Annotated in this window: 21 protein-coding genes and 3 pseudogenes; 9 read left to right on the top strand and 15 right to left on the bottom strand. The window is 62.6% G+C overall.

Annotated elements, in window-relative coordinates; genetic code table 11:
- Nucleotides 1-120 precede the first annotated feature (120 nt).
- Together FJ972_RS17655 and FJ972_RS17650 are read right to left on the bottom strand one after the other, a co-directional pair.
- Complete coding sequence (locus FJ972_RS17655) at nucleotides 121-1,230, bottom strand: aldo/keto reductase (protein ID WP_140525238.1); 1,110 nt, start codon at nucleotides 1,228-1,230, stop codon at nucleotides 121-123.
- Nucleotides 1,231-1,259: 29 nt separating this feature from the next.
- Nucleotides 1,260-1,787 (bottom strand): nuclear transport factor 2 family protein, encoded by a 528-nt coding sequence (locus FJ972_RS17650; RefSeq protein WP_140525239.1) that lies wholly within the window; start codon nucleotides 1,785-1,787, stop codon nucleotides 1,260-1,262.
- Nucleotides 1,788-1,901: 114 nt separating this feature from the next.
- Here FJ972_RS17650 and FJ972_RS17645 point away from each other — a divergent pair, with 114 nt between their 5' ends.
- A complete protein-coding gene (locus tag FJ972_RS17645) occupies nucleotides 1,902-2,828 on the top strand; it encodes a LysR family transcriptional regulator (protein ID WP_140525240.1) in 927 nt (308 codons plus the stop codon).
- Nucleotides 2,829-2,855: 27 nt separating this feature from the next.
- Here FJ972_RS17645 and tsf read toward each other — a convergent pair whose 3' ends face one another.
- From tsf to FJ972_RS17625, 4 genes are all read right to left on the bottom strand, one after another.
- The gene (gene tsf / locus FJ972_RS17640; RefSeq protein ID WP_140498706.1) at nucleotides 2,856-3,776 is read right to left on the bottom strand and encodes a translation elongation factor Ts; all 921 of its coding nucleotides are present in this window, start codon (nucleotides 3,774-3,776) and stop codon (nucleotides 2,856-2,858) included.
- A 107-nt stretch (nucleotides 3,777-3,883) separates the two neighbouring features.
- Entirely contained in the window at nucleotides 3,884-4,666 is a 783-nt protein-coding gene (gene rpsB / locus FJ972_RS17635; protein WP_140498708.1) for a 30S ribosomal protein S2, read from the bottom strand.
- Nucleotides 4,667-4,868: 202 nt separating this feature from the next.
- Nucleotides 4,869-5,147 (bottom strand): DUF4031 domain-containing protein, encoded by a 279-nt coding sequence (locus tag FJ972_RS17630; protein ID WP_140525241.1) that lies wholly within the window; start codon nucleotides 5,145-5,147, stop codon nucleotides 4,869-4,871.
- 166 nt (nucleotides 5,148-5,313) lie between these two features.
- The gene (locus tag FJ972_RS17625) at nucleotides 5,314-6,141 is read right to left on the bottom strand and encodes a cell envelope integrity EipB family protein (protein WP_140525242.1); all 828 of its coding nucleotides are present in this window, start codon (nucleotides 6,139-6,141) and stop codon (nucleotides 5,314-5,316) included.
- Between the two features lie 138 nt (nucleotides 6,142-6,279).
- Between FJ972_RS17625 and FJ972_RS17620 the strand changes: the two genes are divergently transcribed.
- From FJ972_RS17620 to FJ972_RS17605, 4 genes and pseudogenes are all read left to right on the top strand, one after another.
- Nucleotides 6,280-6,744: a RidA family protein gene (locus FJ972_RS17620; RefSeq protein WP_140525243.1), complete on the top strand. Its 465-nt coding sequence runs from the start codon at nucleotides 6,280-6,282 to the stop codon at nucleotides 6,742-6,744.
- A gap of 11 nt (nucleotides 6,745-6,755) precedes the next feature.
- Entirely contained in the window at nucleotides 6,756-7,484 is a 729-nt protein-coding gene (locus tag FJ972_RS17615) for a glycerophosphodiester phosphodiesterase (RefSeq protein ID WP_140525244.1), read from the top strand.
- Nucleotides 7,485-7,540: 56 nt separating this feature from the next.
- Nucleotides 7,541-8,755, top strand: coding sequence for a GNAT family N-acetyltransferase (locus FJ972_RS17610; protein ID WP_140525245.1), 1,215 nt, complete (start codon nucleotides 7,541-7,543; stop codon nucleotides 8,753-8,755).
- A 158-nt stretch (nucleotides 8,756-8,913) separates the two neighbouring features.
- A pseudogene (locus tag FJ972_RS17605) lies at nucleotides 8,914-9,336 on the top strand (HIT family protein); the annotation flags it as partial.
- Nucleotides 9,337-9,546: 210 nt separating this feature from the next.
- Here FJ972_RS17605 and FJ972_RS17600 read toward each other — a convergent pair.
- Together FJ972_RS17600 and FJ972_RS17595 are read right to left on the bottom strand one after the other, a co-directional pair.
- Complete coding sequence (locus FJ972_RS17600; protein WP_140525246.1) at nucleotides 9,547-10,188, bottom strand: chloramphenicol phosphotransferase CPT family protein; 642 nt, start codon at nucleotides 10,186-10,188, stop codon at nucleotides 9,547-9,549.
- Between the two features lie 13 nt (nucleotides 10,189-10,201).
- Nucleotides 10,202-10,432: a hypothetical protein gene (locus tag FJ972_RS17595; RefSeq protein WP_226880645.1), complete on the bottom strand. Its 231-nt coding sequence runs from the start codon at nucleotides 10,430-10,432 to the stop codon at nucleotides 10,202-10,204.
- Between FJ972_RS17595 and FJ972_RS17590 the strand changes: the two are divergent.
- Both FJ972_RS17590 and FJ972_RS17585 read left to right on the top strand, forming a co-directional pair.
- A pseudogene (locus FJ972_RS17590) lies at nucleotides 10,337-10,800 on the top strand (response regulator transcription factor); the annotation flags it as partial. The gene FJ972_RS17595 and the pseudogene FJ972_RS17590 sit on opposite strands and share 96 nt — an antisense overlap.
- Nucleotides 10,796-11,068: pseudogene (locus FJ972_RS17585) on the top strand (DUF3313 domain-containing protein); the annotation flags it as partial. The pseudogenes FJ972_RS17590 and FJ972_RS17585, both read left to right, overlap by 5 nt.
- Nucleotides 11,069-11,151: 83 nt before the next feature.
- Here FJ972_RS17585 and clpA read toward each other — a convergent pair.
- From clpA to FJ972_RS17570, 3 genes are all read right to left on the bottom strand, one after another.
- Nucleotides 11,152-13,620 carry an ATP-dependent Clp protease ATP-binding subunit ClpA gene (clpA, locus tag FJ972_RS17580; RefSeq protein ID WP_140525247.1) on the bottom strand — a complete coding sequence of 823 codons (2,469 nt, stop codon included), beginning with the start codon at nucleotides 13,618-13,620 and terminating at the stop codon, nucleotides 11,152-11,154.
- Between the two features lie 6 nt (nucleotides 13,621-13,626).
- Nucleotides 13,627-13,956: an ATP-dependent Clp protease adapter ClpS gene (clpS, locus tag FJ972_RS17575; RefSeq protein WP_027051901.1), complete on the bottom strand. Its 330-nt coding sequence runs from the start codon at nucleotides 13,954-13,956 to the stop codon at nucleotides 13,627-13,629.
- Between the two features lie 270 nt (nucleotides 13,957-14,226).
- A complete protein-coding gene (locus FJ972_RS17570) occupies nucleotides 14,227-14,556 on the bottom strand; it encodes a phasin family protein (protein WP_140498728.1) in 330 nt (109 codons plus the stop codon).
- A gap of 283 nt (nucleotides 14,557-14,839) precedes the next feature.
- Here FJ972_RS17570 and FJ972_RS17565 point away from each other — a divergent pair, with 283 nt between their 5' ends.
- Entirely contained in the window at nucleotides 14,840-16,273 is a 1,434-nt protein-coding gene (locus FJ972_RS17565; RefSeq protein ID WP_140525248.1) for a D-alanyl-D-alanine carboxypeptidase, read from the top strand.
- Nucleotides 16,274-16,320: 47 nt separating this feature from the next.
- Here FJ972_RS17565 and FJ972_RS17560 read toward each other — a convergent pair whose 3' ends face one another.
- The 3 genes from FJ972_RS17560 to FJ972_RS17550 form a co-directional block, all read right to left on the bottom strand.
- Complete coding sequence (locus FJ972_RS17560; RefSeq protein ID WP_181173472.1) at nucleotides 16,321-17,019, bottom strand: DnaJ domain-containing protein; 699 nt, start codon at nucleotides 17,017-17,019, stop codon at nucleotides 16,321-16,323.
- Nucleotides 17,020-17,417: 398 nt separating this feature from the next.
- Nucleotides 17,418-17,855: a DUF1489 family protein gene (locus FJ972_RS17555; protein ID WP_140498734.1), complete on the bottom strand. Its 438-nt coding sequence runs from the start codon at nucleotides 17,853-17,855 to the stop codon at nucleotides 17,418-17,420.
- A gap of 67 nt (nucleotides 17,856-17,922) precedes the next feature.
- Nucleotides 17,923-19,326 (bottom strand): L-serine ammonia-lyase, encoded by a 1,404-nt coding sequence (locus tag FJ972_RS17550; protein ID WP_140525249.1) that lies wholly within the window; start codon nucleotides 19,324-19,326, stop codon nucleotides 17,923-17,925.
- Between the two features lie 174 nt (nucleotides 19,327-19,500).
- Here FJ972_RS17550 and FJ972_RS17545 point away from each other — a divergent pair, with 174 nt between their 5' ends.
- Nucleotides 19,501-20,244 carry a DUF599 domain-containing protein gene (locus FJ972_RS17545; RefSeq protein ID WP_140525250.1) on the top strand — a complete coding sequence of 248 codons (744 nt, stop codon included), beginning with the start codon at nucleotides 19,501-19,503 and terminating at the stop codon, nucleotides 20,242-20,244.
- Here the strand turns inward: FJ972_RS17545 and FJ972_RS17540 are convergent.
- A complete protein-coding gene (locus tag FJ972_RS17540) occupies nucleotides 20,193-20,990 on the bottom strand; it encodes a YdcF family protein (protein WP_140525251.1) in 798 nt (265 codons plus the stop codon). The two genes, FJ972_RS17545 and FJ972_RS17540, sit on opposite strands and share 52 nt — an antisense overlap.
- Nucleotides 20,991-21,010: the final 20 nt, after the last annotated feature.

The following is a 21,010-nucleotide window of genomic DNA, read 5'->3' as shown; positions in this document are numbered from 1 at the left end:
AATCAGGAGGCGAAACTGCCCCGCTTCGCCTGGCGGCGCTGGCATGATGGTTCGATCCGATACACGAAGGGCGCGGCGATGTCACGCCGCGCCCTTGCGCAAAATCCCAGGCTTTTTCGATCAGTTGCTGCTGATGCTGACCGCCTCGCCTTCCACCAGAACCTGCGGCGAATAGCCGGAGGGCTTGTCGCCGGTCACGACACCGCCGGCCACCCTGACCTGGATCTCGGGCCCGAAATAGGAATGCGGGAACGGCGCCGGCATGCTGCTCACCGAATCCAGCCGCTTGCGGAGTTCGGGGGCAATCGAAAAATCCAGCGCCGCGAGGTTGTCCTGCAGTTGCGCGAGCTTGGTCGCGCCCAGGATGACGGTTGCGACGCCGGGCTGCGTCGCCACCCAGTTGAGCGCCACCTGGGCCATGCTGCGGCCGAGCTCGGCGGCCACCTTTTCGAGCTCGGCCACGATCGCCCAATTGCGGTCGCTGAATTTCCGGAAGCTCGGATGCGTGGTGTTGCGGAAACCGTCGAGCCGGCCGGCATTGCCGGCTTGCGTCGGGCGATATTTGCCGCTGAGCAAGCCGCTGGCCAGCGGGCTCCAAACCATGACGCCGGCGCCATGATGCGTGGCGAAAGGCACGAACTCATGCTCGATCGAGCGTTCGGCCAGCGAATATTCGAGCTGCAGGGCCGAGATCGGCTCATAGCCGCGCAATTCTGCGATCGCCTGCGCCCGCCCCGCATACCAGGCCGGCACATCGGAAAGGCCGACGTGGCGCACCTTGCCCGCGCGCACCAGGTCGTCCAGCGTGCGCAGCACCTCCTCGGCCGGCGTCAGCCTGTCCCACACATGCATGAGATAGAGGTCGATATAGTCGGTTCCGAGCCGCTTCAGAGAGGCGTCCACGGCGCGCATTATGTTCTTGCGGCCATTGCCGCCGGCGTTCGGATTGCCGGGTTCTGAATTGAAGGTGAATTTAGTGGCGATCACCGCCTTGTCGCGCAATCCGCGCTCGGCGACGAATTCGCCGAGCCAGGTCTCGGCGGTGCCGCCGGTATAGAGATCGGCCGTGTCGAAGAAATTGCCGCCCGCCTCGACATATTCGTCGAAGATTGCGCGGGCTGTATCCCTGTCAGTGCCCCAGCCCAATTCGGTGCCGAAGGTCATGGTGCCCAGCGCCAACCGGCTGACGCGCAAGCCGCTGTTCCCAAGCGTGTAGTAGTTCATGGTCATGATATTCTCCGATCGAGTTTGATGTTGGGTTATTGGCCGGGTGTCGTCTTGACCCAGGGATTGCCGCGCTCATGGGTCACGCGGAAGGTGAAGCCGTCGACCTTCCAACCCGCGCCGGAGCGGGTCAGGTGGTGCTCATATGTGCCCCAGACTTCCCAAAGCGGCTCGCCATTGCCTTCCATCCGGTTCCAGGCATAGCCGTTCGACAGGACGGTCGCCGTGTCCGCTTCGAGAACGACTTGGTGATTGGTGCGCAGATGCAGGCTGGTCTTGCCGCCCTTGAGGTTGCCGGCCCAGGCGCCGATCAGCTCATCGGAGGCAATGTTGGCCGCCGGCTGTCCGGACAGGCTGCTGAAATCCGCGGTAACCCGATCCGCGAAATAGCTGCGGGCAAGTTTCCAGTCCTGTGCATCGACGGCGCGGTCGATGGCATCGGCGATGCGGATGACCGCGCGCTCGTCGGCAAGCGCCTGCCACTCCGCCGGTTCGGCTCCGCCGGCATCGATCGGCGCCAGCGCCAGTCCCGCGGCGAAGGTCACGTGTTTCAAAGCATTCATGTCTCGTCTCCTGGAAAATCAGCCCGCCGACGATGTATCGAGGACAATGTGGATCAACGCGCCGCCATCGATAAGATTGCATTGTTCGCAAAGACTATGCGATATCATTCATGAATGGACCGGGACCTGCTTACCCACCTGCCCGTCATCGTTGCCGTGGCGCGACGCGGCGGCTTCGCGCTTGCCGCGGCCGAGCTCGGCATGAGCCCGTCGGCGGTCAGCCATGCGGTGCGGCTGGTGGAAGAACGCATCGGCCAGCCGCTGTTTGCGCGCACGACACGTAGCGTCTCGCTGACAGAAGCCGGCAAGGCATTGGTGGAGACAGCGGGCCCTGCCCTTCAGGACATCGCGGAGCGGATGGACCGCATCCGCGGCGTCAAGGGACGGCCTTCCGGTCTGCTCAGGATCAATGCCTCCAACATCGCGATCCCTTTGGCGGTGACGCCTGTGATCGCAGCCATGGCCGATCGCTATCCGGATGTGACGGTCGAGGTTTTCGCCGATCAAGCCCTGGTCGATATCGTCGGGGAAGGTTTTGACGCCGGCATCAGGCTGGGCGAGATGATCGCGCAGGACATGACCGCCATACGGCTGACGCAGCCTTTCAAGGCCGTGCTGGTCGCCTCGCCGGACTATATCGGAAAGCGCGGCCGTCCACGCGACGTGGCCGACCTCGCGAACCATAATTGCATAGGCTACAGGCTTGTCCGCTCCGGCGCGCTCTATCGTTGGGATTTGAACGACAACGGCAAGGAGGTCGTGGTCGAGACGCGTGGCACGGCCGTCGTGACCGATTCGCTGGCGGCGATCGATCTTGCGCTTGCAGGGGTCGGGCTCGCCTATGTGTTCGAGCCGCTGGTGCGCGTCGATCTTGCCGCAGGACGCCTCGTCCAGATCCTGCCAAAGACGACAATCGAGGAACCCGGCCTTTTCCTTTACTTTCCGCGCCGGGCGTCGATGGCGCCGAAGCTGAGGGCCTTCATCGACACCGCACAAGAAATCGGCCGGGCATCCATGCGGACACCCGGCCGAGTTGCCTGAGCCGTTTAGCCTTACTTGTTCTTCGGGCTATTTCTTGACCGCCGCCGCGACTTCCGCCGCGAAATCGGTCGCTTCCTTCTCGATGCCTTCGCCGAGCGCGAAACGCAGATAGGCCGAGATCTTGGCCGGAGCGCCGATCTCCTTCTCGGCATCCTTCAGCGCCTTCTCGACGGTGATGTCGGGATTGAGCACGAAGGCCTGCTTCAGAAGCACGACTTCCTCGTAGAACTTGCGCAGGCGGCCCTCGACCATCTTCTCGATGATCGCCTCCGGCTTGCCGGACTGGCGCGCCTGGTCGGCGAAGATCGCCTTCTCGCGCTCGACTGCCGCGGGATCGAGTTCCTCGGTGGTCAGCGCCATCGGGTTGGTGGCGGCGACATGCATGGCGACCTGGCGGGCGAATGCATTGGCCGCGTGCTCGTTGCCCGTGGTCTCGATAGCGACCAGGACGCCGAGCTTGCCAAGGCCGTCGGCAACCGCGTTGTGAACATAGGTCGCGACGGCGCCGTGCGGAACGGTGAGCTTGGCCGAACGGCGGAAGCCCATGTTCTCGCCGATGGTACCGACGGCGTCCTTGATGGTGTCGGTGACCGACTTGTCCGAACCCGGGTACTTCGCGGCAGCCACGGCCTCGCTCGTGCCATAGGCCAGCGCCACCTTGGCGACGTTGGCGACGATCTCCTGGAAGGCGGCGTTGCGGGCTACGAAGTCGGTCTCGGAATTGACCTCGACGACCGCGGCCTCGCGCACGCCGGAATCGACGCCGATCAGGCCCTCGGCCGCGGTGCGGCCTGCCTTCTTGTCGGCCTTGGAGATACCCTTCTTGCGCAGCCAGTCGACGGCTTCTTCCATGTTGCCGTTGGTCTCGTTCAACGCCGCCTTGCAGTCCATCATGCCCGCGCCGGTCAAGTCGCGGAGTTCTTTGACCTGTGCAGCCGAAATGCTCATTGTCGCCTCTTTGTTCAAATGCGCCGACGCACCATCGAATCTCGACGGTGCGTCCGTTTAACGCGTCAAAATATTAGAAAGATGAAGGCCGTGACCGGCCCTCGCTATCACGCTTCCGGAGTTTCCGCCGCCGGAGTTTCGCCGAGCACCGGCTCGACCGGAGCTTCCACCGAAGCGCCGATGTCGACACCCAGCGCGCCCTGCTGGCGGGCGATGCCGTCGATGGCAGCCTTCGCGATGAGGTCGCAATAGAGCTGGATGGCGCGCGCGGCGTCGTCATTGCCGGGGATCGGGAAGTCGATCTTGTCCGGATCGCAGTTCGAGTCGATGATGGCGACGACCGGAATGCCAAGGCGCTTGGCCTCGAGGATGGCGATCGCTTCCTTGTTGGTGTCGATCACGAACATCAGGTCGGGCGTCGAGCCCATGTCCTTGATGCCGCCGAGAGCCTTGTCGAGCTTCTCGCGCTCGCGGTCGAGATTGAGACGCTCCTTCTTGGTCAACCCTTGCGCCTCGCCGGCCAGCATCTCGTCGAGCTTGCGCAGGCGCTGGATCGAGTTCGAGATCGTCTTCCAGTTGGTCAGCATGCCGCCCAGCCAACGCGAGTTGACATAGTACTGGGCCGAACGCTGCGCGGCATCGGCGACGATGTCGGACGCCTGGCGCTTGGTGCCGACGAACAGCACGCGGCCGCCCTTGGCGACGGTGTCGGAAACCTGCTTCAGCGCCTGGTGCAGCAACGGCACCGTTTGGCTGAGGTCGATGATGTGGATGTTGTTGCGGGCGCCGTAGATATAGGGCGCCATCTTCGGGTTCCAGCGGTGGGTCTGGTGGCCGAAGTGAATGCCAGCTTCCAAAAGCTGGCGCATGCTGAAATCAGGCAGAGCCATTCTCATTTTCCTTTCCGGTTAGCCTCCACGGACACAGGCATTTTCGGACGAAGTCCTCGATGCCACCGGAGGTTTCAGCCGGATTTCTCCCGGGCAGACACCAAAGTCCGTGTGTGGAATGAGCGCGCATATAGAGGGGAAGTGCTCCAAACGCAAGCGCAACGACGCATTGCGGCGCGCCTGCGGCGATCCGCGCGTGCCCTCAACACTTTATCTTACCCTTTGGCACCCTCACCCGCCGGAAGATCGCGACGATCTCTTCACGATTGCACTCGATGGCACCGAGCCGCACCGCGCGGTCGCGCTCGAAACCGGTTATGTCATAATGCGGCGCCGATGTCTTCGGCGGCCCCTGGTAGGATGAGCGCTTGATGCCGAGTTGCGCGGCGAAACGATGCAGTTCATCGGTGTCGTCGGCCATCAGATGGCACCAGCGATGGCCAACCCATTTCCAGATCGCCGCGTCGACATAGACCGCCATGAGGCTCGCCGCATTCCTTCTTCCGCCGACCGGTACCGGCGACGAGCGATGATAGAAGGGATTCGCACAGAAGATGAAGCGGCCGGCGGCCTCGAGAAGATGAGAAGCCGCCGCGACGCTTTCAAGCCGTGGACCGCGACGGCGCTGCGTCGAGGCAAATCGAAGTTTATTTCGTCGGGCAGGCCTTCGTCTGGTCGAAAAGCGACAGATTGACCAGCTTGCCGGTCATGGAGAAATCGCCATAGTCCATGGTTAGATCGCGGGTGATGCCGTTCTCGTGCAGCTTGAAGCTGATCCGGTATTCCGGCGTCTCTTCTCCGTTCTTGGCACTGTCGTCGAAATAGGCGATGTCGACCGGCCAGTATTTGTCGGTGGCAAGCTTGGCCAGCGCCGGCGCTTCCGGATCGGCCTTGTCGGCATCGGTCCTCTTGCCGACGACGACGGTGGTGGACATCACCTTGTTGGCGTCCTCGGAACCGTCGAACAGATTGGTTTGATAGAAGTTTTCACCCTTCTCGGCCTTGTCGATCAATTCGACCAGGTGCTGGGTCGGAAACTGGGTGGCGGCAAGTTCCAGGCTGTTCTTCTCGGGCTTGTCGATATCGACCTTCAGCCCTTTCGTTTCCTTCGTGGCGACGCCCTTGACCTCCTTGTCGAGGTTCTGATCGACGAAGGATTTGGTCACGAACGAGAAGGTCTTGCCTTCGGCATCCTCGAACGTCGTCGTTTGCTGGTCGGTCAGCTTGGTATTGTCGCTGGTGGCGATCTGGGTGACGAAGCGAAATTTCACCGTATACCCCTCGCAGGCCGAGCCGTTGAATTCGTAGACCATGCGACCGGTAATGCCGGTGATCCCGGAGCGGTCGTCCGCCTTCTTGAGGGTAAGGTCGTAGACGGCGCGATGCGCCTGCAGCGCCGGCACGGCGAAAGCGGGACCTATCGAAAAGACCGCCGGCAACAGGACGGCATGGAATGCAAGGCGCGTTGCGCGCATGAGAGGCTCCGATCGTCGCGGCTGATGGCAGGCCGCAGGGAAAGATGGTCCAGCTTAAAAAAAGTCGTGGCGGAAGCGAGGCAAAAATAGCAATTTCGGCCCGGCTGACGCGGCGCCTTCCAGCAATAGGGAAAAGCAATGAGTGAAACAATCGAAAAGCGGCTAAACGACCTCGGGGTCACCATTCCCGCGGCCGCGGCGCCTGCCGCCAACTACGTGCCGCATTGCAGGACCGGAAACCTGCTTTTCACCGCCGGACAATTGCCGCTCAAGGACGGCAAGCTGCAGGCGAGCGGACTGCTTGGCCGCGACGTCGACACAGCAACCGGCAAGGAAGCGGCAAAATACTGCGCGATCAACATCCTGGCGCAAGCCAAGGCGGCACTTGGCGATCTCGAGAAGATACGCCGGCTCGTCAAAATCACCGTCTTCGTCGCCTCGGCGCCGGATTTCGTCGAGCAGCATCTGGTCGCCAACGGCGCCTCCGATTTCCTGGTGGCGGCGCTCGGCGACCGCGGCAAGCACGCCCGTTCCGCTGTCGGCACGGCTTCGCTGCCGCTTAATGCCGCGGTGGAAATCGAAGCGATCTTCGAAGTCGAATGAGCGAGCCTGACATGACCGACCTTTCCTGGCTGATTGCCCGGCCTGTCGCCCATCGCGGCTTTCACGACATGAACAAGACGCGCTGGGAAAACACCCTCTCCGCCTTTGCCGCCGCGGCCGAACGCGGCTATGCCATCGAATGCGACGTGCACCTGTCGTCGGACGGAGTTCCCGTCATTATCCATGATGGCGACTTGCAGCGGCTGACTGGGCACGACGGTTTCGTCTGGCAGCGCACGGCGGCCGAACTGGCAGCGCTCAAGGTCGGCGGCACGTCTGATCATGTGCCGACGCTGCGCGAGGCGCTCGATCTGATCGACGGGCGGGTGCCGCTGGTGGTCGAACTAAAAGGCGTGGCTGGATACGACAATGGCCTTGTGGCGAGCGTCGGTAGGCTGCTCAAGCGCTACAAGGGCAAGGTGGCGATCATGTCGTTCGACCACTGGCTGATCCGCGATTTCGCCAGGGATGCGCCGGGCATCCCGGCTGGATTGACCGCCTATGGCAAGGACGACAGGCTGATCGAAGCGCATTTCGCCATGCTGGCGCATCAGATCGCCTTCACCTCCTACGCAGCGGGCGACCTGCCGAATCCATTCGTCAGCTTTGTGCGTGAACGGCTCAAAATGCCGGTCATCACCTGGACGGTGCATGACCAGCCGGCGGTCGACCTTACATTCAAATATGCGGACCAGATGACGTTCGAAGGGTTCGAGCCCGATCTGGTCAAGGTCACTTGAGGCAGGGTGCCTAGAACGTGACTTGTAGCGGTCCGGATGGAGCTTAAATAAGCCTCATGGATCAGGGCGACGACGGCGACGGGCAAACGGTTGATGCGGAGTATGCGATCCGCATTGCGGCGGGCATCGGCGCCTTCACCTGCGAAGAGTGGGACGGTTTAGCCGGGACCACGCGCAGTGATGCCGAAAACGGTTATAACCCCCTCGTTTCATATGCTTTCCTGAGCGCACTCGAGGATTCCGGCTGCGCCGTGCGGCGCACTGGCTGGCAAGGTCATCATCTCAGGCTGGAGAATGGTCAAGGCACGCTGCTCGGCGCGGTCCCCTGCTATCTCAAATCACACAGCCAGGGCGAATATGTGTTCGATCACGGCTGGTCGGATGCCTTCGAGCGCGCCGGCGGCCGTTACTATCCCAAACTGCAATGCTCGGTACCGTTCACGCCGGTCACCGGCCCTCGCCTGCTGGTGAGCAGGGGCCAGCATTCCGGCACCGTCAAGGCCGGGCTCGCCGAGGGATTGAAGGCGGTGACGGAAAGGCTCGGCGTCTCTTCCGCGCATGTCACCTTCGCGCAGGGGAGCGACGTGGACGTGCTGGAGGCGGCGGGCTTCCTGCATCGCACCGACCAGCAGTTCCACTTCGTCAACGAGGGCTTCTCGACCTATGACGATTTCCTCGCCACGCTCGCCTCCCGCAAGCGCAAGGCCATGAAGAAGGAGCGCCGCGAGGCGCTTGCCGACGGCATCTCCATCGACTGGCTTACCGGCAAGGACCTTACAGAACGGGCCTGGGACGATTTCTTCGCCTTCTACATGGACACCGGCAGCCGCAAATGGGGCAGGCCCTATCTGAACCGCGAATTCTTCTCGCTGATCGGCGAGCGCATGGCCGAGGACATCCTGCTGGTGATGGCCAGGCGCAACGGCCGCTACATTGCCGGCGCTATCAACTTCATCGGCTCGGATGCGCTCTACGGCCGCAACTGGGGCTGCATCGAGGATCATCCGTTCCTGCATTTCGAGGTCTGCTATCACCAGGCCATCGACTTCGCCATCGAACGCAAGCTGAAGGTGGTCGAGGCGGGCGCACAGGGCGAACACAAGCTGGCGCGAGGCTACCGGCCGGTGATCATGCATTCCGCGCATTACATCGCCCATCCCGGCCTGCGCAACGCCGTCGCCGATTATCTCAGGCGCGAACGGCGCGAGGTTGAACGCATGGGCGAATACCTGGAAGAGCACACACCGTTCCGCAAAGATCTCGAGGAGTAGGCCCATCCTGCAGGGCAGGAGCATATGTCAGGTTCGGCATCCCTGGGTTGGCAGTGCACGCCTGTCGAGATCGGCTTCATCGATCTCGCCCGATCGTCTTGCCGCTCACGAGAGGCTTCGCTACACCAATTAGCGAGGCACAATCCGGAGCGTTCGCCATGGCCGAAACCGCCTATGACACCGACAACATCTTTGCCAAGATCCTGCGCGGTGAAATTCCCTCGCACCGCGTCTACGAGGACGAAGCGGTCGTTGCCTTCATGGATGTGATGCCGCAGGGAACGGGCCATACGCTGGTGGTGCCGAAGGCGCCGTCGCGCAATCTGCTCGACGCCGATCCGGCAACGTTCGGCCCGCTTTTCACGGTCGTGCAGAAGGTGGCGCTCGCCGTCCGCGAGGCATTCAAGGCCGATGGTGTCACCGTGATGCAGTTCAACGAGCCGGCCTCCGGGCAGACCGTCTATCACCTTCACGTCCACGTCATTCCGCGCTTCGAAGGCATCGCGCTGAAGCCGCATACGGGCCAGATGGAGAAACCCGAGGTGCTGGCCGAGAATGCCGGCCGGATAAAGGCGGCCATGCCACTATCTGACGCCTGGCTTTCAGTGGTTCCCAGCAGCTGCGGCCGTCTGGGAAGGTTACGCGGTTGCGCATCGAAAATCATGGATCCGAGCCGCCAGGACATCAGCGTGATCGCCATTCCGCCGAGCACATCAATCAGATTATGCCCGCCGTAGATGAGGAGCGGGCCGCGCGGCTGAGATTCATTCTCATCGCCGCTGAGCGCGCGATCAGGACAGCTTGTTTGCGGAGAACGCCAAAAGCCTCTCAAACGCCGTCGGAGGCTCTACATTTTGCCTGAGCCGCCCGCGGATCGCATCCGCACATTGTGCCGGCGTCAGAAGCGATGTGTCCACTTCCAGATCATATACGCCAGGCCGGTGTACCTCCTCCTGCCACAGGCGCACCGCCAACGGTACAGGATCATCAGGCGACCCGATCACATATCCCCTCCCCGCCGGACTGTCGGCGCGCCTCTGCATGATGATTTCGATCGGGCAGCGGACACCGACAAACAGAACCGGCAGGCCTGCGAGGCGCCGGGCGCAATCGACAAGGCAATCAAGGGGTCGCGAATAGCTGTCGTGATGACCGAGATCGGCCACGACATTCAACCCCACTCGGCTGTGGGCGGCGATCGATTCGTAGAGCGCGGCGTAGAACCTCGGCACGAGACCCTCGATATCCGGGCGCTCGCCGCCGGGCCGCAAACCTATCCCCGGGCGACAGCGCAGCGGCGTGACCTGCTCATAGGTGTCGACCCCCAGGTTCATCCATGGGCCCTCGAAGCTCTCCTGAACTGCCTGGACGATGCTCGATTTCCCCGATCGCGGTGCGCCGTTGAGGATGATGATCTGGCCTGGTCCGGACATAAAATTCCCCATCTCATGGAAATGAACGCACGCAGCCATCTGGCGAACGGCTGTTGTTCGCAATGCTGCTGTAATCCTGACGGATGACAAGGCACCGGCGAGACGTGGACGTGCAATGCGGGTTCTGTTGATCGAGGACGAAAGAGAAATGGCTGACGCGCTCACCAGGGCGCTTGGCAAACAAGGCGTCGTTGTCGATCACACCATGCTGCTTGGCGATGCTATCGAACTGTCGTGCCAGCACGTCTATGAGGGCAATCCTGCTCGACCGAACATTGCCGGATGGAGAGGGACTGAGCTTGATTCCCAGGCTGCGGGCGGCAGGTGTCGATGCGCCGGTGATCGTCCTGACGGCCCGCAACGAGCCGAAAGAGCGCATTGAGGGGCTCGATGCCGGCGCCGACGACTATCTGGGCAAACCCTTCCTGATCGATGAACTGATGGCGCGGCTGCGGGCGGTGTTGCGCAGGAGCCGCGGATTACCGTTGGCATGGTCACCATCGACCCGCTGAATTTCAGCGTGACGGTCGGGTCCAGCTCCGTCGACATACCGAGACGCGAACTGTCCGTCCTGCTCGCCCTGGCAAGCGGCGCGGAAAGACCGTCATCCGAGATCGGCGATGCGTACAGTCTGGGCGCTACTTTCGGAAACGACTTTTCGCGCATGCTCGTCACCGGCAAGGCGCCGTCGGGATTGCATATCTCGATACCGTCAGGCCAACGCATAAAATCGTTCCTCGGCGGCAAGCCGAAATACACGGCCTGCGAGGTCTTTGGCCGCGCGCCCGGCCTGTTCGGCATGGTCGGCGCCAACGTGGGAGCACCACCGTCCTGGACGGACAAATCAGCCAAAACCCGCCCAACGCCGCTTGCTGTCTAGGGGCCGACAGCAGCGCTTCAGTGATCGTCGCTTTGTGCCAATGAAAAAGCCCCGTCTCCGGGGCTTTTTCGAGGGAGTGACTATCAGCTCTTGCGCGGCAGTTGCGGCACCAGGCTGCGCTTGCCACCGTCCTTGCCCTTGGGCTCGGGCTTCTGCGCGACGGCCTTCTTGGCCGCCGGCTTCTTGGCCACTGCCTTGCGCGGCTTGGGGGCGTCTTCCGGTTCTTCCTTCTTGGGCTTCACCGGTGCCTCGTCGGCGAGCGATTCGAGCTTCAGGCCGGTCTCGCCGGTTTCCTTCTTCTCGACGCTGACGCGCACCGTGCCACCCTTCTTGAGCTTTCCGAACAGCACTTCGTCTGCCAGCGGCTTCTTGATGTGCTCCTGGATGACGCGGCCGAGCGGACGCGCACCCATGCGCTCGTCATAGCCCTTGTCGGCGAGCCAGGCGATCGCATCCGGCGACAGGTCGAAGGTGACGCCACGCTCGGAGAGCTGGGCCTCCAGTTGCATGACGAACTTCTGCACCACCTGATGGATAACCGGCACCGGCAGCGAGCCGAACGGGATGATCGCATCGAGACGATTGCGGAACTCCGGCGTGAACAGCCGGTTGATCGCCTCGACATCGTCGCCTTCGCGCTTGGTCGACCCGAAACCGATCGCCGCGCGCTGCGCATCCGACGCGCCCGCATTGGTGGTCATGATCAGGATCACATTGCGGAAGTCGATCTGCTTGCCGTTGTGGTCGGTCAGCTTGCCATGGTCCATCACCTGCAACAGGATGTTGAACAGGTCCGGATGCGCCTTCTCGACTTCGTCCAGCAGCAGCACGCAATGCGGATGCTGGTCGACGCCGTCGGTCAAAAGGCCGCCCTGATCGAAACCGACATAGCCGGGAGGCGCGCCGATCAACCGAGAGACCGTGTGGCGTTCCATATATTCCGACATGTCGAAACGGATCAGCTCGACGCCGAGCGAAGCGGCCAATTGCTTGGCGACTTCGGTCTTGCCGACGCCGGTCGGACCCGAGAACAGATAGGAGCCGATCGGCTTCTCCGGTTCGCGCAGGCCGGCACGCGCCAGCTTGATCGCCGAGGTCAGCGCGGTGATCGCAGTGTCCTGGCCGTAGACGACGCGCTTCAGCTCGATGTCGAGACCCTGCAGCACCTTCTCGTCATCGGCCGAAACAGTCTTCGGCGGGATGCGCGCCATGGTGGCGATCGTCGCTTCGATCTCCTTGATGCCGATGGTCTTCTTGCGCTTGGCCTCCGGCACCAGCATCTGCGAGGCGCCGGTCTCGTCGATCACGTCGATCGCCTTATCCGGCAGCTTGCGGTCGTTGATGTAGCGCGCCGACAGCTCAACCGAAGCCTTGATGGCTTCCGTCGTGTAGCGGACCTTGTGGAACTCCTCGAAATAGGGCTTCAGGCCCTTCATGATCTCGATGGCGTCCTCGATGGTCGGCTCGTTGACGTCGATCTTCTGGAAGCGACGTACGAGCGCGCGGTCCTTCTCAAAGAACTGGCGGAACTCCTTGTAGGTTGTCGAACCGATGCAGCGGATCGCACCCGAAGACAGTGCCGGCTTCAACAGGTTCGACGCATCCATGGCGCCGCCCGACGTCGCGCCGGCGCCAATGACGGTGTGGATCTCGTCGATGAACAGCACAGCGCCCGGATAATCCTCGAGCTCCTTGACGACCTGCTTCAGTCGCTCCTCGAAATCGCCGCGATAGCGCGTGCCGGCCAAAAGCGTGCCCATGTCGAGCGCGAAGATGGTGGCGTTGTGCAAGACTTCCGGAACATCACCCTCGACGATGCGCTTGGCGAGGCCCTCGGCGATCGCCGTCTTGCCGACGCCGGGATCGCCGACATAAAGCGGATTGTTCTTGGAACGGCGGCACAGCACCTGGATGGTGCGGTTGATCTCGGACTCGCGCCCGATCAGCGGATCGATCTTGCCGGCCTTGGCCTTGTTGTTGAGATTGACGCAATAAGCGGTCAGCGCGTCCTGCTGCTGCTTCTTCTTGCCGCCTTCCTCTTGCGGCTCGGCGCCGTTCGCGCCACCCTGCTCGTCATCGGCGCCGCGCGGCGAACGCGTCTCCGACGCGCCCGGACGTTTGGCGATGCCGTGCGAGATGTAGTTGACCGCGTCGTAACGGGTCATCTGCTGTTCCTGCAGGAAATAGGCGGCATGGCTCTCGCGCTCGGCGAAGATGGCGACGAGCACGTTGGCGCCGGAGACCTCTTCGCGGCCGGACGACTGCACATGGATCACCGCACGCTGAATGACGCGCTGGAAGCCGGCGGTCGGCTTGGAATCCTCGTCATAGCCGGTAACCAGATTGTCGAGCTCGGTGTCGATATAGGTGAGAACAGTGTGCTTCAACTCGTCGAGATCGACATTGCAGGCGCGCATGACGGCGGCCGCCTCGGTGTCGTCGATCAGGGCGAGCAGCAGATGTTCAAGGGTTGCATATTCATGGTGCCGCTCGTTGGCGAGCGTCAGCGCTTGGTGAAGCGCCTTTTCCAGGCCTTGGGAGAAAGCCGGCATGTTACCTCACTTCTTCTCCATCACGCATTGCAGCGGATGCTGATTTTGTCGGGCGAAATCCATGACCTGGGACACTTTGGTCTCGGCCACCTCGAATGTATAGACCCCGCACTCGCCCACTCCATGATTGTGAACATGAAGCATGATGCGTGTGGCGGCTTCGCGGTCCTTCTGGAAAAAACGTTCCAGCACGTGAACCACGAACTCCATCGGTGTGTAGTCGTCGTTCAGGATGAGGACCCGATAGAGGCTGGGTTTCTTGGTCTTGGTCTTTGTGCGCGTGATGACCGCCGTGCCGCGGCCGGCCTCATTGCCGTCGCCGCTGCCGTTCTGCATCCGTGCCCTGGTGGCAGTCAAACCGATCGTCACGTAATCCTGCCTCTTTCGAATCCTCATGCGAGTTCGACATGTAGGTGTTCGATGGACGATTTTAAGCCCTTCTGGTTAGCTGACAATATGGCTAGGTGCCCAACTTGGCGGATTTTCGCAATCGTGAAGGCGAGCCAGGCCCCTGATCGGAAATTGACATGAAAAAACCCGGCCACGCTGGCGCGGCCGGGCTCTGTCTTGGCCCAATGGGCCCAGATCTCGTACTGCCGAACGAAATTACTTCGCCTTGGCAACGATCGATTCGAACGGCTTGTAGGCTTCCTTGGCGAGTTCGGCATAGAGGTCGCCGATCTTGGTGGCCTCGGCGACGAACGCCTCATAGGACTGCTTGGCATAGTCGGACTGGACCTCGATCGCCTTGTCGAGCGACTTGGCCGAAACAATCTTCTCGAAAGCGGCGCTGCCGGCTTCGAAGCTCTTCTTGGTGTATTCGCCGGCCTCGGCCGCAATTGCCTGCGCGCCCTTGGACAAAGAGGCGAAGCTCTTCAAGCCGGTGTCGGCGAACTCTTTGCCGTATTTGCTGAAGTCCTCATAGGTCTGCGTCATTTCAATTCTCCCTGGACGGTTGATGCGCCCTGCCCCGAGCGCTTTGTGCAATGCACTCGAATATATTGTGCGACGCACAAAAGTCAAGAAATCGCCAGCTTCCGTCCTAGCCGGTGTGGGCAATGGCTAAAATTCGAATAAACAGAGGCTCAAACCACCAGAAAATGGTGAACGCGGCGGTTACCATAAACGGATTGGTAACGCTGCCCCGATAGCTTGCCCGGAAGTGAGGCAGGATCCCTTTGCCGCCTCCAGCGCAACAAGAAATTCAAAGGAACTATCAGTGCGTCAGGCGTTGTCGGGCATCGTTTCCAAATCCGCGTCCCCTTTCAAAACGGTCATGATCATCGCCGTGGCGATGACCATCGTCGTTGCAAGTGCGGCCCCGTCGCTCGCCGCGAAGTCCGCGGCCATCGTGGTCGACGCCAAGACCGGCAAGGTGCTCTACTCCTCGGATGCCAACGCCCGGCGTTATCCCGCCTCGCTCACCAAGATGATGACGCTTTATTTGACTTTCGAGGCTCTGGCCAAGGGCAAGATCAGCCGGAACTCGCCGGTCGTCTTCTCGGCTCATGCCGCGGCAGAGCCGCCGACGAAGCTCGGCGTGAAGCCGGGCGGATCGGTGGCGGTCGAGACCGCCATCCTGTCGATGGTGACCAAATCGGCCAATGATTCGGCCACCGCGCTCGGCGAAATGCTCGGCGGCAACGAGACCAACTTCGCCCGCATGATGACTGCCAAGGCGCGGCAGCTCGGTATGAACGGCACCGTGTTCCGCAACGCCAACGGCTTGCCCGATCCCGGCCAGTTCACCACTGCGCGCGACATGGCAACGCTCGGCATCGCGCTGCGCGAACATTTCCCGCAATATTACGGCTATTTCTCGCAGCGCTCCTTCCTCTATGGCCGCCAGCGCATCAACGGCCACAACCGCCTGCTTGGACGCATCAAGGGCGTCGACGGCATCAAGACCGGCTACACCCGCGCTTCGGGCTTCAACCTGGTTTCGTCGGTTTCCGACGGCAACCGTCGCATTGTCGGCGTGGTCATGGGCGGCACCTCGGGCAGCAGCCGCGACAATCAGATGGCGGCCCTGATCAACACCTATCTGCCGCGGGCATCGACCCGGGGCGGCGGCGATCTGGTCGCCAAGGCCGATAGCGGCAACCCGGTGACGGCATTGGCCAAGGTGCTGTTGCCCAAGCACGACGCACCGACTCCGGATGAGAAGCCGATGGCGGTGGCCAGCGCCGATGACGCGGACGAGGCCGTTGCCGACGACGCGACGGTAGCCCAGGGCGACAGCGAGGACGCCGACGATAACGCAGCCGAAGAAACCAAAGTGGTTGTTCCGGCAAAGAAGGTGAAGACGGTTATCGTCTCCGCCCCCAAGGTCGCCACGGCACAGGTGGTGTCCGCTTATGCCGAGCCCGCGCCGGCCGTCGACCCGGTCAATACCGCGTCGGTGCCGTCGGGTTGGGCCATTCAGGTCGCCTCGTCGCCGAAACAGTCCGAAGCCCAGGCCTTCCTCGACAAGACCACCAAGCAGGCGCCCAAGGCGCTGGCAGATGCCTCCGGCTTCACCGTCGCCTTCGACAAGGACGGCGTCACGTACTACCGCGCCCGCTTCGGCGGCTTCGGTTCCAAGACCGCGGCCTGGAAGGCCTGCACCGCCCTCAAGAAGAAGAAAATCGAGTGCTACGCCGTCCAGCAGTAGGGACGGCGTAGAAGATATCTCCCGGAAAATTTCTGCGTCGAAGGAGACTAGTTGTGATTGGAGAGCAAGACGTCCTTGGCTTCGTTGATCCGCGCCGCCAGGAAAGACGTGCCGCCGATATCGGGGTGCAGGCGTTGCATCAGGCGGCGGTGCGCCTTGCGGACATCCGCCGCGGCGGCCCCCGCTTCAAGACCAAGGACCTTGTAGGCCTCCTCCTTAGTCATGGCGCCCGGACTTGGCGCAATACCCAGCCCTTCGCCACTGTGCGCCTCAGCGTTTTTGCGCCAGACGGGAAATCTGCCGTCAAGATACGTCTCTAGCAGTTGCCGGCTCTCCGGGTCACCGGAGAGTTCGCGAAACAGCTGCAGCAATTCGGCTTTGCCCATCGCACCAAGCATCTTGCCTTCATGGCGGCCTGCCAGGATAAGGCCTTCAAGGCCGCCTGTATCGTGATCGAGGTCCATTTCCAGCGCCGCTGTGCGTACGGTCGAGCGTCTCCGCGCCGGCATCACGGCTCGCTGGTTCAGCCGCATCGAGCCGTACCAGGCAATCGCTGCGAGCAGGATGATGCCGCCGAGACCGCCGCGCCCGACCAGCAGCACGGCGCCGCCGATCAATGCCAGCAAAACCGGCCCAACCTTCCTCATGTCGCCTGCAAGCCTGCTCGGGTCGGCCCGCACGAAAGCCGTTGCCAGGCCCATCAGCACCAGCAGCAATGCGACGACAGCGATGATCGCGCCTATCATATTCCACTGCCCCGTGAATGCCCGGCGATCGGCCGGTTTTCCAGACTATTCCTGAACACGAGCATGCCGCCACCGGGTGTTATTTCTGAGCCGCAAATCATGACCTTGCGCGACACATGGTCCGCATCCCACCACGCCGCGGCGCGATGTGGTCGGCGCGAATGCGTCAGATATCGAAACCGGATGGTTCCTATCGCTCATGATTTTCAAGATGTGGCGTTGTCGCGACGCTTGCAAGTCCAACGGACAGCAACATTGAGGGCCAGCAACCGCAGTCCGCCTATACGGGCCGACCATGCCGCCAGATTGCCCCGGAGCAAGCCAACTGGCTGCTCGGAGCAAGCCAATGGGCGGCTCGGAGAAAGCCAATGGGCGGCTCGGAACAAGCCGATTGTGACTTAGAGCAGGCCGAGATCGGCGAGCTCGCGCCGGAGTTTCGGCGGCATTTCGACCTGCCCCGGCTTGCCCTTGCCGAGATCGGCAGGTGCATCCGATGGCTTTAGATAGCGCCAGCCCTGAAAGGCGCGGCGCGGCTGCCAGTCGGTGCGCACCACTTGCGGATCCAGCATCAGATGGCAGCGGCCGATGCCCTCGTCATCGGTGAATGGCCGGATCTCGGTGATCAACTGCCGGCATTGCACACTTCCCTTGATCACCCAGTAGAGCGAGCCGCCGTCGGTAACCTCATCGGCGCGCGTCGGCACCATGCGGGTGGTGTGCCAATGCTCGGCCGGTTCGCCGGCACGGCGCCGCTCGTCGAGGCGGAACGCGATCCATTCTTCGAGATCCTCGACGCTGTCGCAGCCGACGCAGAGCTTTAGGAGGTTGAGAGCCATTGCCCAAGATTTAATCCGTCGCACGGATGCGTCAACGGCCTGAGCAAGTTCTCCACAGTGCCAGCCCTCAACACTCCACCACATTGACCGCCAGCCCGCCGAGGCTGGTCTCCTTGTACTTCTCGTTCATGTCAAGGCCGGTCTGGCGCATGGTTTCGATCGCGGCATCCAGCGGCACGAAATGGGTGCCGTCGCCCTTGATGGCAAGCGAGGCGGCCGTCACCGCCTTGACCGCGCCTAGCGCGTTGCGCTCGATGCAGGGCACCTGCACCAGCCCGCCGACCGGATCGCAGGTCATGCCCAGATGGTGCTCCAGCGCGATCTCGGCGGCGTTCTCGACCTGTTCGGGCGTGCCGCCCATGACCGCGCACAGGCCGGCCGCCGCCATGGCCGAAGCCGAGCCGACTTCGCCCTGGCAGCCGACCTCGGCGCCGGAGATGGACGCATTGGACTTGATGATGCCGCCGACGGCGGCTGCCGTGAGCAGGAAATCGCGAATGCTGGGCTGGTCGGCCTCGGGATGGAAATGCAGCCAGTAGCGCAGCACTGCCGGCAGCGTGCCGGCCGCGCCGTTGGTCGGCGCGGTGACCACGCGCCCGCCGGCCGCATTCTCCTCGTTGACGGCCATGGCATAGATCGACAGCCAGTCATTGGCGAGCAGCGGATTGGGCCGGTTCTGCTGCCACTGCTCCTGCAGCTTGTCGTGCAATTGCCTGGCCCGGCGGCGCACCTTCAGCCCGCCCGGCATGATGCCGTCCTGCGACAGGCCGCGCTCGATGCAACTCTTCATGGCACCCCAGATGGCGTCGAGGCCGGCGTCGAGCTCATCGCGCGACATTTGTGTTTCCTCGTTGACCCGCTTCATCTCGGCAATGGAAAGGCCGCTCTTGCCAGCCATCTTCAGCATCTCGAGGGCGTTCTTGAAGGGATAAGGGACTTTTTTGCCTTCGGTCGTCACCGAACCCTTGGCTTTCATGCGCTGCAGCTCTTCTTCCGAAACCACGAAGCCGCCGCCGATCGAATAATAGATGCGCTTGAGCAGCAGGCGGTCGCCGGCATCATAGGCATAAAACGCCATGCCGTTGGCGTGGCCGGTGAGCGGCGTCTTGCGGTCGAGCACCAGGTCGCCGGCCGTATCGAAACGGTAGGAGGGGTGGCCGGGCGGTGAAACCAGCTTGTCGGCGGTGATGCGAGCGACAATGCCGTCCGCCTGGTCAGGGTCGACCGTCTGCGGCGTCTGCCCGGCAAGGCCGAGAATGACGGCACGGTCACTGCCATGGCCGATGCCGGTATAGGCGAGCGAGCCGTGCAGGCTGGCGCCGATGCGAGCAACCTTGGCGCCGGCCGGACGCGGCCAGTCGTCTCCGGCGATCTCGTCGAGGAAACGGCGGGCGGCCGTCATCGGTCCCATCGTGTGCGAACTCGATGGTCCGATGCCGATCTTGAACAGGTCGAAAACCGAAAGGAACACGCGCCACAATCTCCCGAAGCCGCTCTGGGACTACATATAGGAACTCCTGCGATGTTTCCGCTGTTTTGAACGGCGCGGCGCAGCGCCTGCCGACCTTGTTTGCTCCGGCAGCGACATATCCGTCGCTGCCGCGGACGATCGAAGCAATCGCACTGGATGTGATAGGATTCGCCAATGGGCGATTCCCTCGATCTTTCGACAGCCGATCTCGCGGCGTTGGCGTTCTTCCTCATTGCGTGGGTTTTGCATACGCTCGCCTCGGACGGTGTGCTGGTCAGCCGCATGTCCCTGACAACGGCGATGAATGCGCAGCGGCAAGCCTGGATGCACCGGATGGCCGAGCGTGAGATCCGCATCGTCGACACAGCCATCATGGGTGGCCTGCAGCAAGGCACCGCCTTCTTCGCCTCCAGCTCCCTGATCGCGCTTGGCGGCTGCTTTGCCTTGCTCGGTGCCTCCGACCGCGTCCTCGAGGTGTTGAGCACCCTGCCTCTGGGCGGCGCCCCGTCGCGCCCGGCTTTTCAGATCAAGGTGCTGGGACTGGTGCTGATCCTGGCGTTTTCGTTCTTCAAGTTCGGCTGGGCCTACCGTCTGTTCAACTATTGCTCGATCCTGATCGGTGCTGTGCCGATCCCACATGGCGAAGCCTCGCGCAACCCGGTCACCGAAACGGCGGTGTGGAGGGCGGCGCAGATGAACATGCTGGCAGGCAAGCATTTCAACTCCGGCCTGCGCGGCGTGTTCTTTTCGATCGGCTATCTCGGCTGGTTCGTCGATCCGGTGGTGTTCGTGCTGTCGACGCTTCTGCTCCTGGCCGTTCTGGTGCGGCGCCAGTTCTTCTCGGCGGCGCGCCGCGCCGTGATCGGTCAGCCGCCAGGTGCGGAAAAAGGCCGATCGATGCGGCCGGACAGCCAATAGGCGAACAGCCCTATCCATTCGCGGATCGCCATGGTGGCCGCCTGCAGCGCATCGGCCGGATTGTCGCGGAACAGGCCGATGCCTTCGTCTCCCGACGTTCGATAGTCGACCGGCCAGGGGACGGTCGCGAAGCCGGCCTTGTCGAACAGCGCCTTGGCGCGCGGCATATGGTAGGCAGAGGTGACCAGCAGCCAGGTTTCGCCCGGCTTCGGCGCTATCAAGGCCTTGGTGAAGACGGCATTCTCATAGGTGTTGCGCGATTTGCCCTCGAGGATCAGGCGCTCCGGCGTCACGCCAAGCGCGCCAAGCAGGCGCGGCGCGGTGGCGGCATCGCCCTCGCCGTCGAGGAACAATTCGCCATTGCCGCCGGAGACGACCACCTTGGCGTCGGGAAAGCGCCGCGCCAGCACGGCCGTCTCGACCATCCGGTCGCCGCCGCTGTTCAGCTCATAACCGCCGCGCACCAGATTGATGCCGCCCTCGAAGCCGCCGCCGAGCACGACGATGCCATCGACTTTTTGCGGCAGCGGCGGGCGCGGAAAGCGTTCCTCCAGCGGGTTGAGCAGCAATGCGCCGAGCGAGGTCCAGGCCGAAAGCGCCAGAACCAAAAACGCCAGCACGCCGCCGGTGGCTGCCAGCCGCGGGCGGCCGAAAAATGCCGAGACCAGCCCCGCCAGCAGCAGGAAGATCGTCAGGTTGAGCGGCTGGATAAAGAACCAGAAGATTTTCGAAAGATAAAAGAACATCCCTCACCCCTTAGATGAGA

The organism is Mesorhizobium sp. B2-1-1, assembly GCF_006442975.2.
Lineage (GTDB): Bacteria > Pseudomonadota > Alphaproteobacteria > Rhizobiales > Rhizobiaceae > Mesorhizobium.
This window is presented reverse-complemented; position numbering and strand designations above follow the sequence as displayed.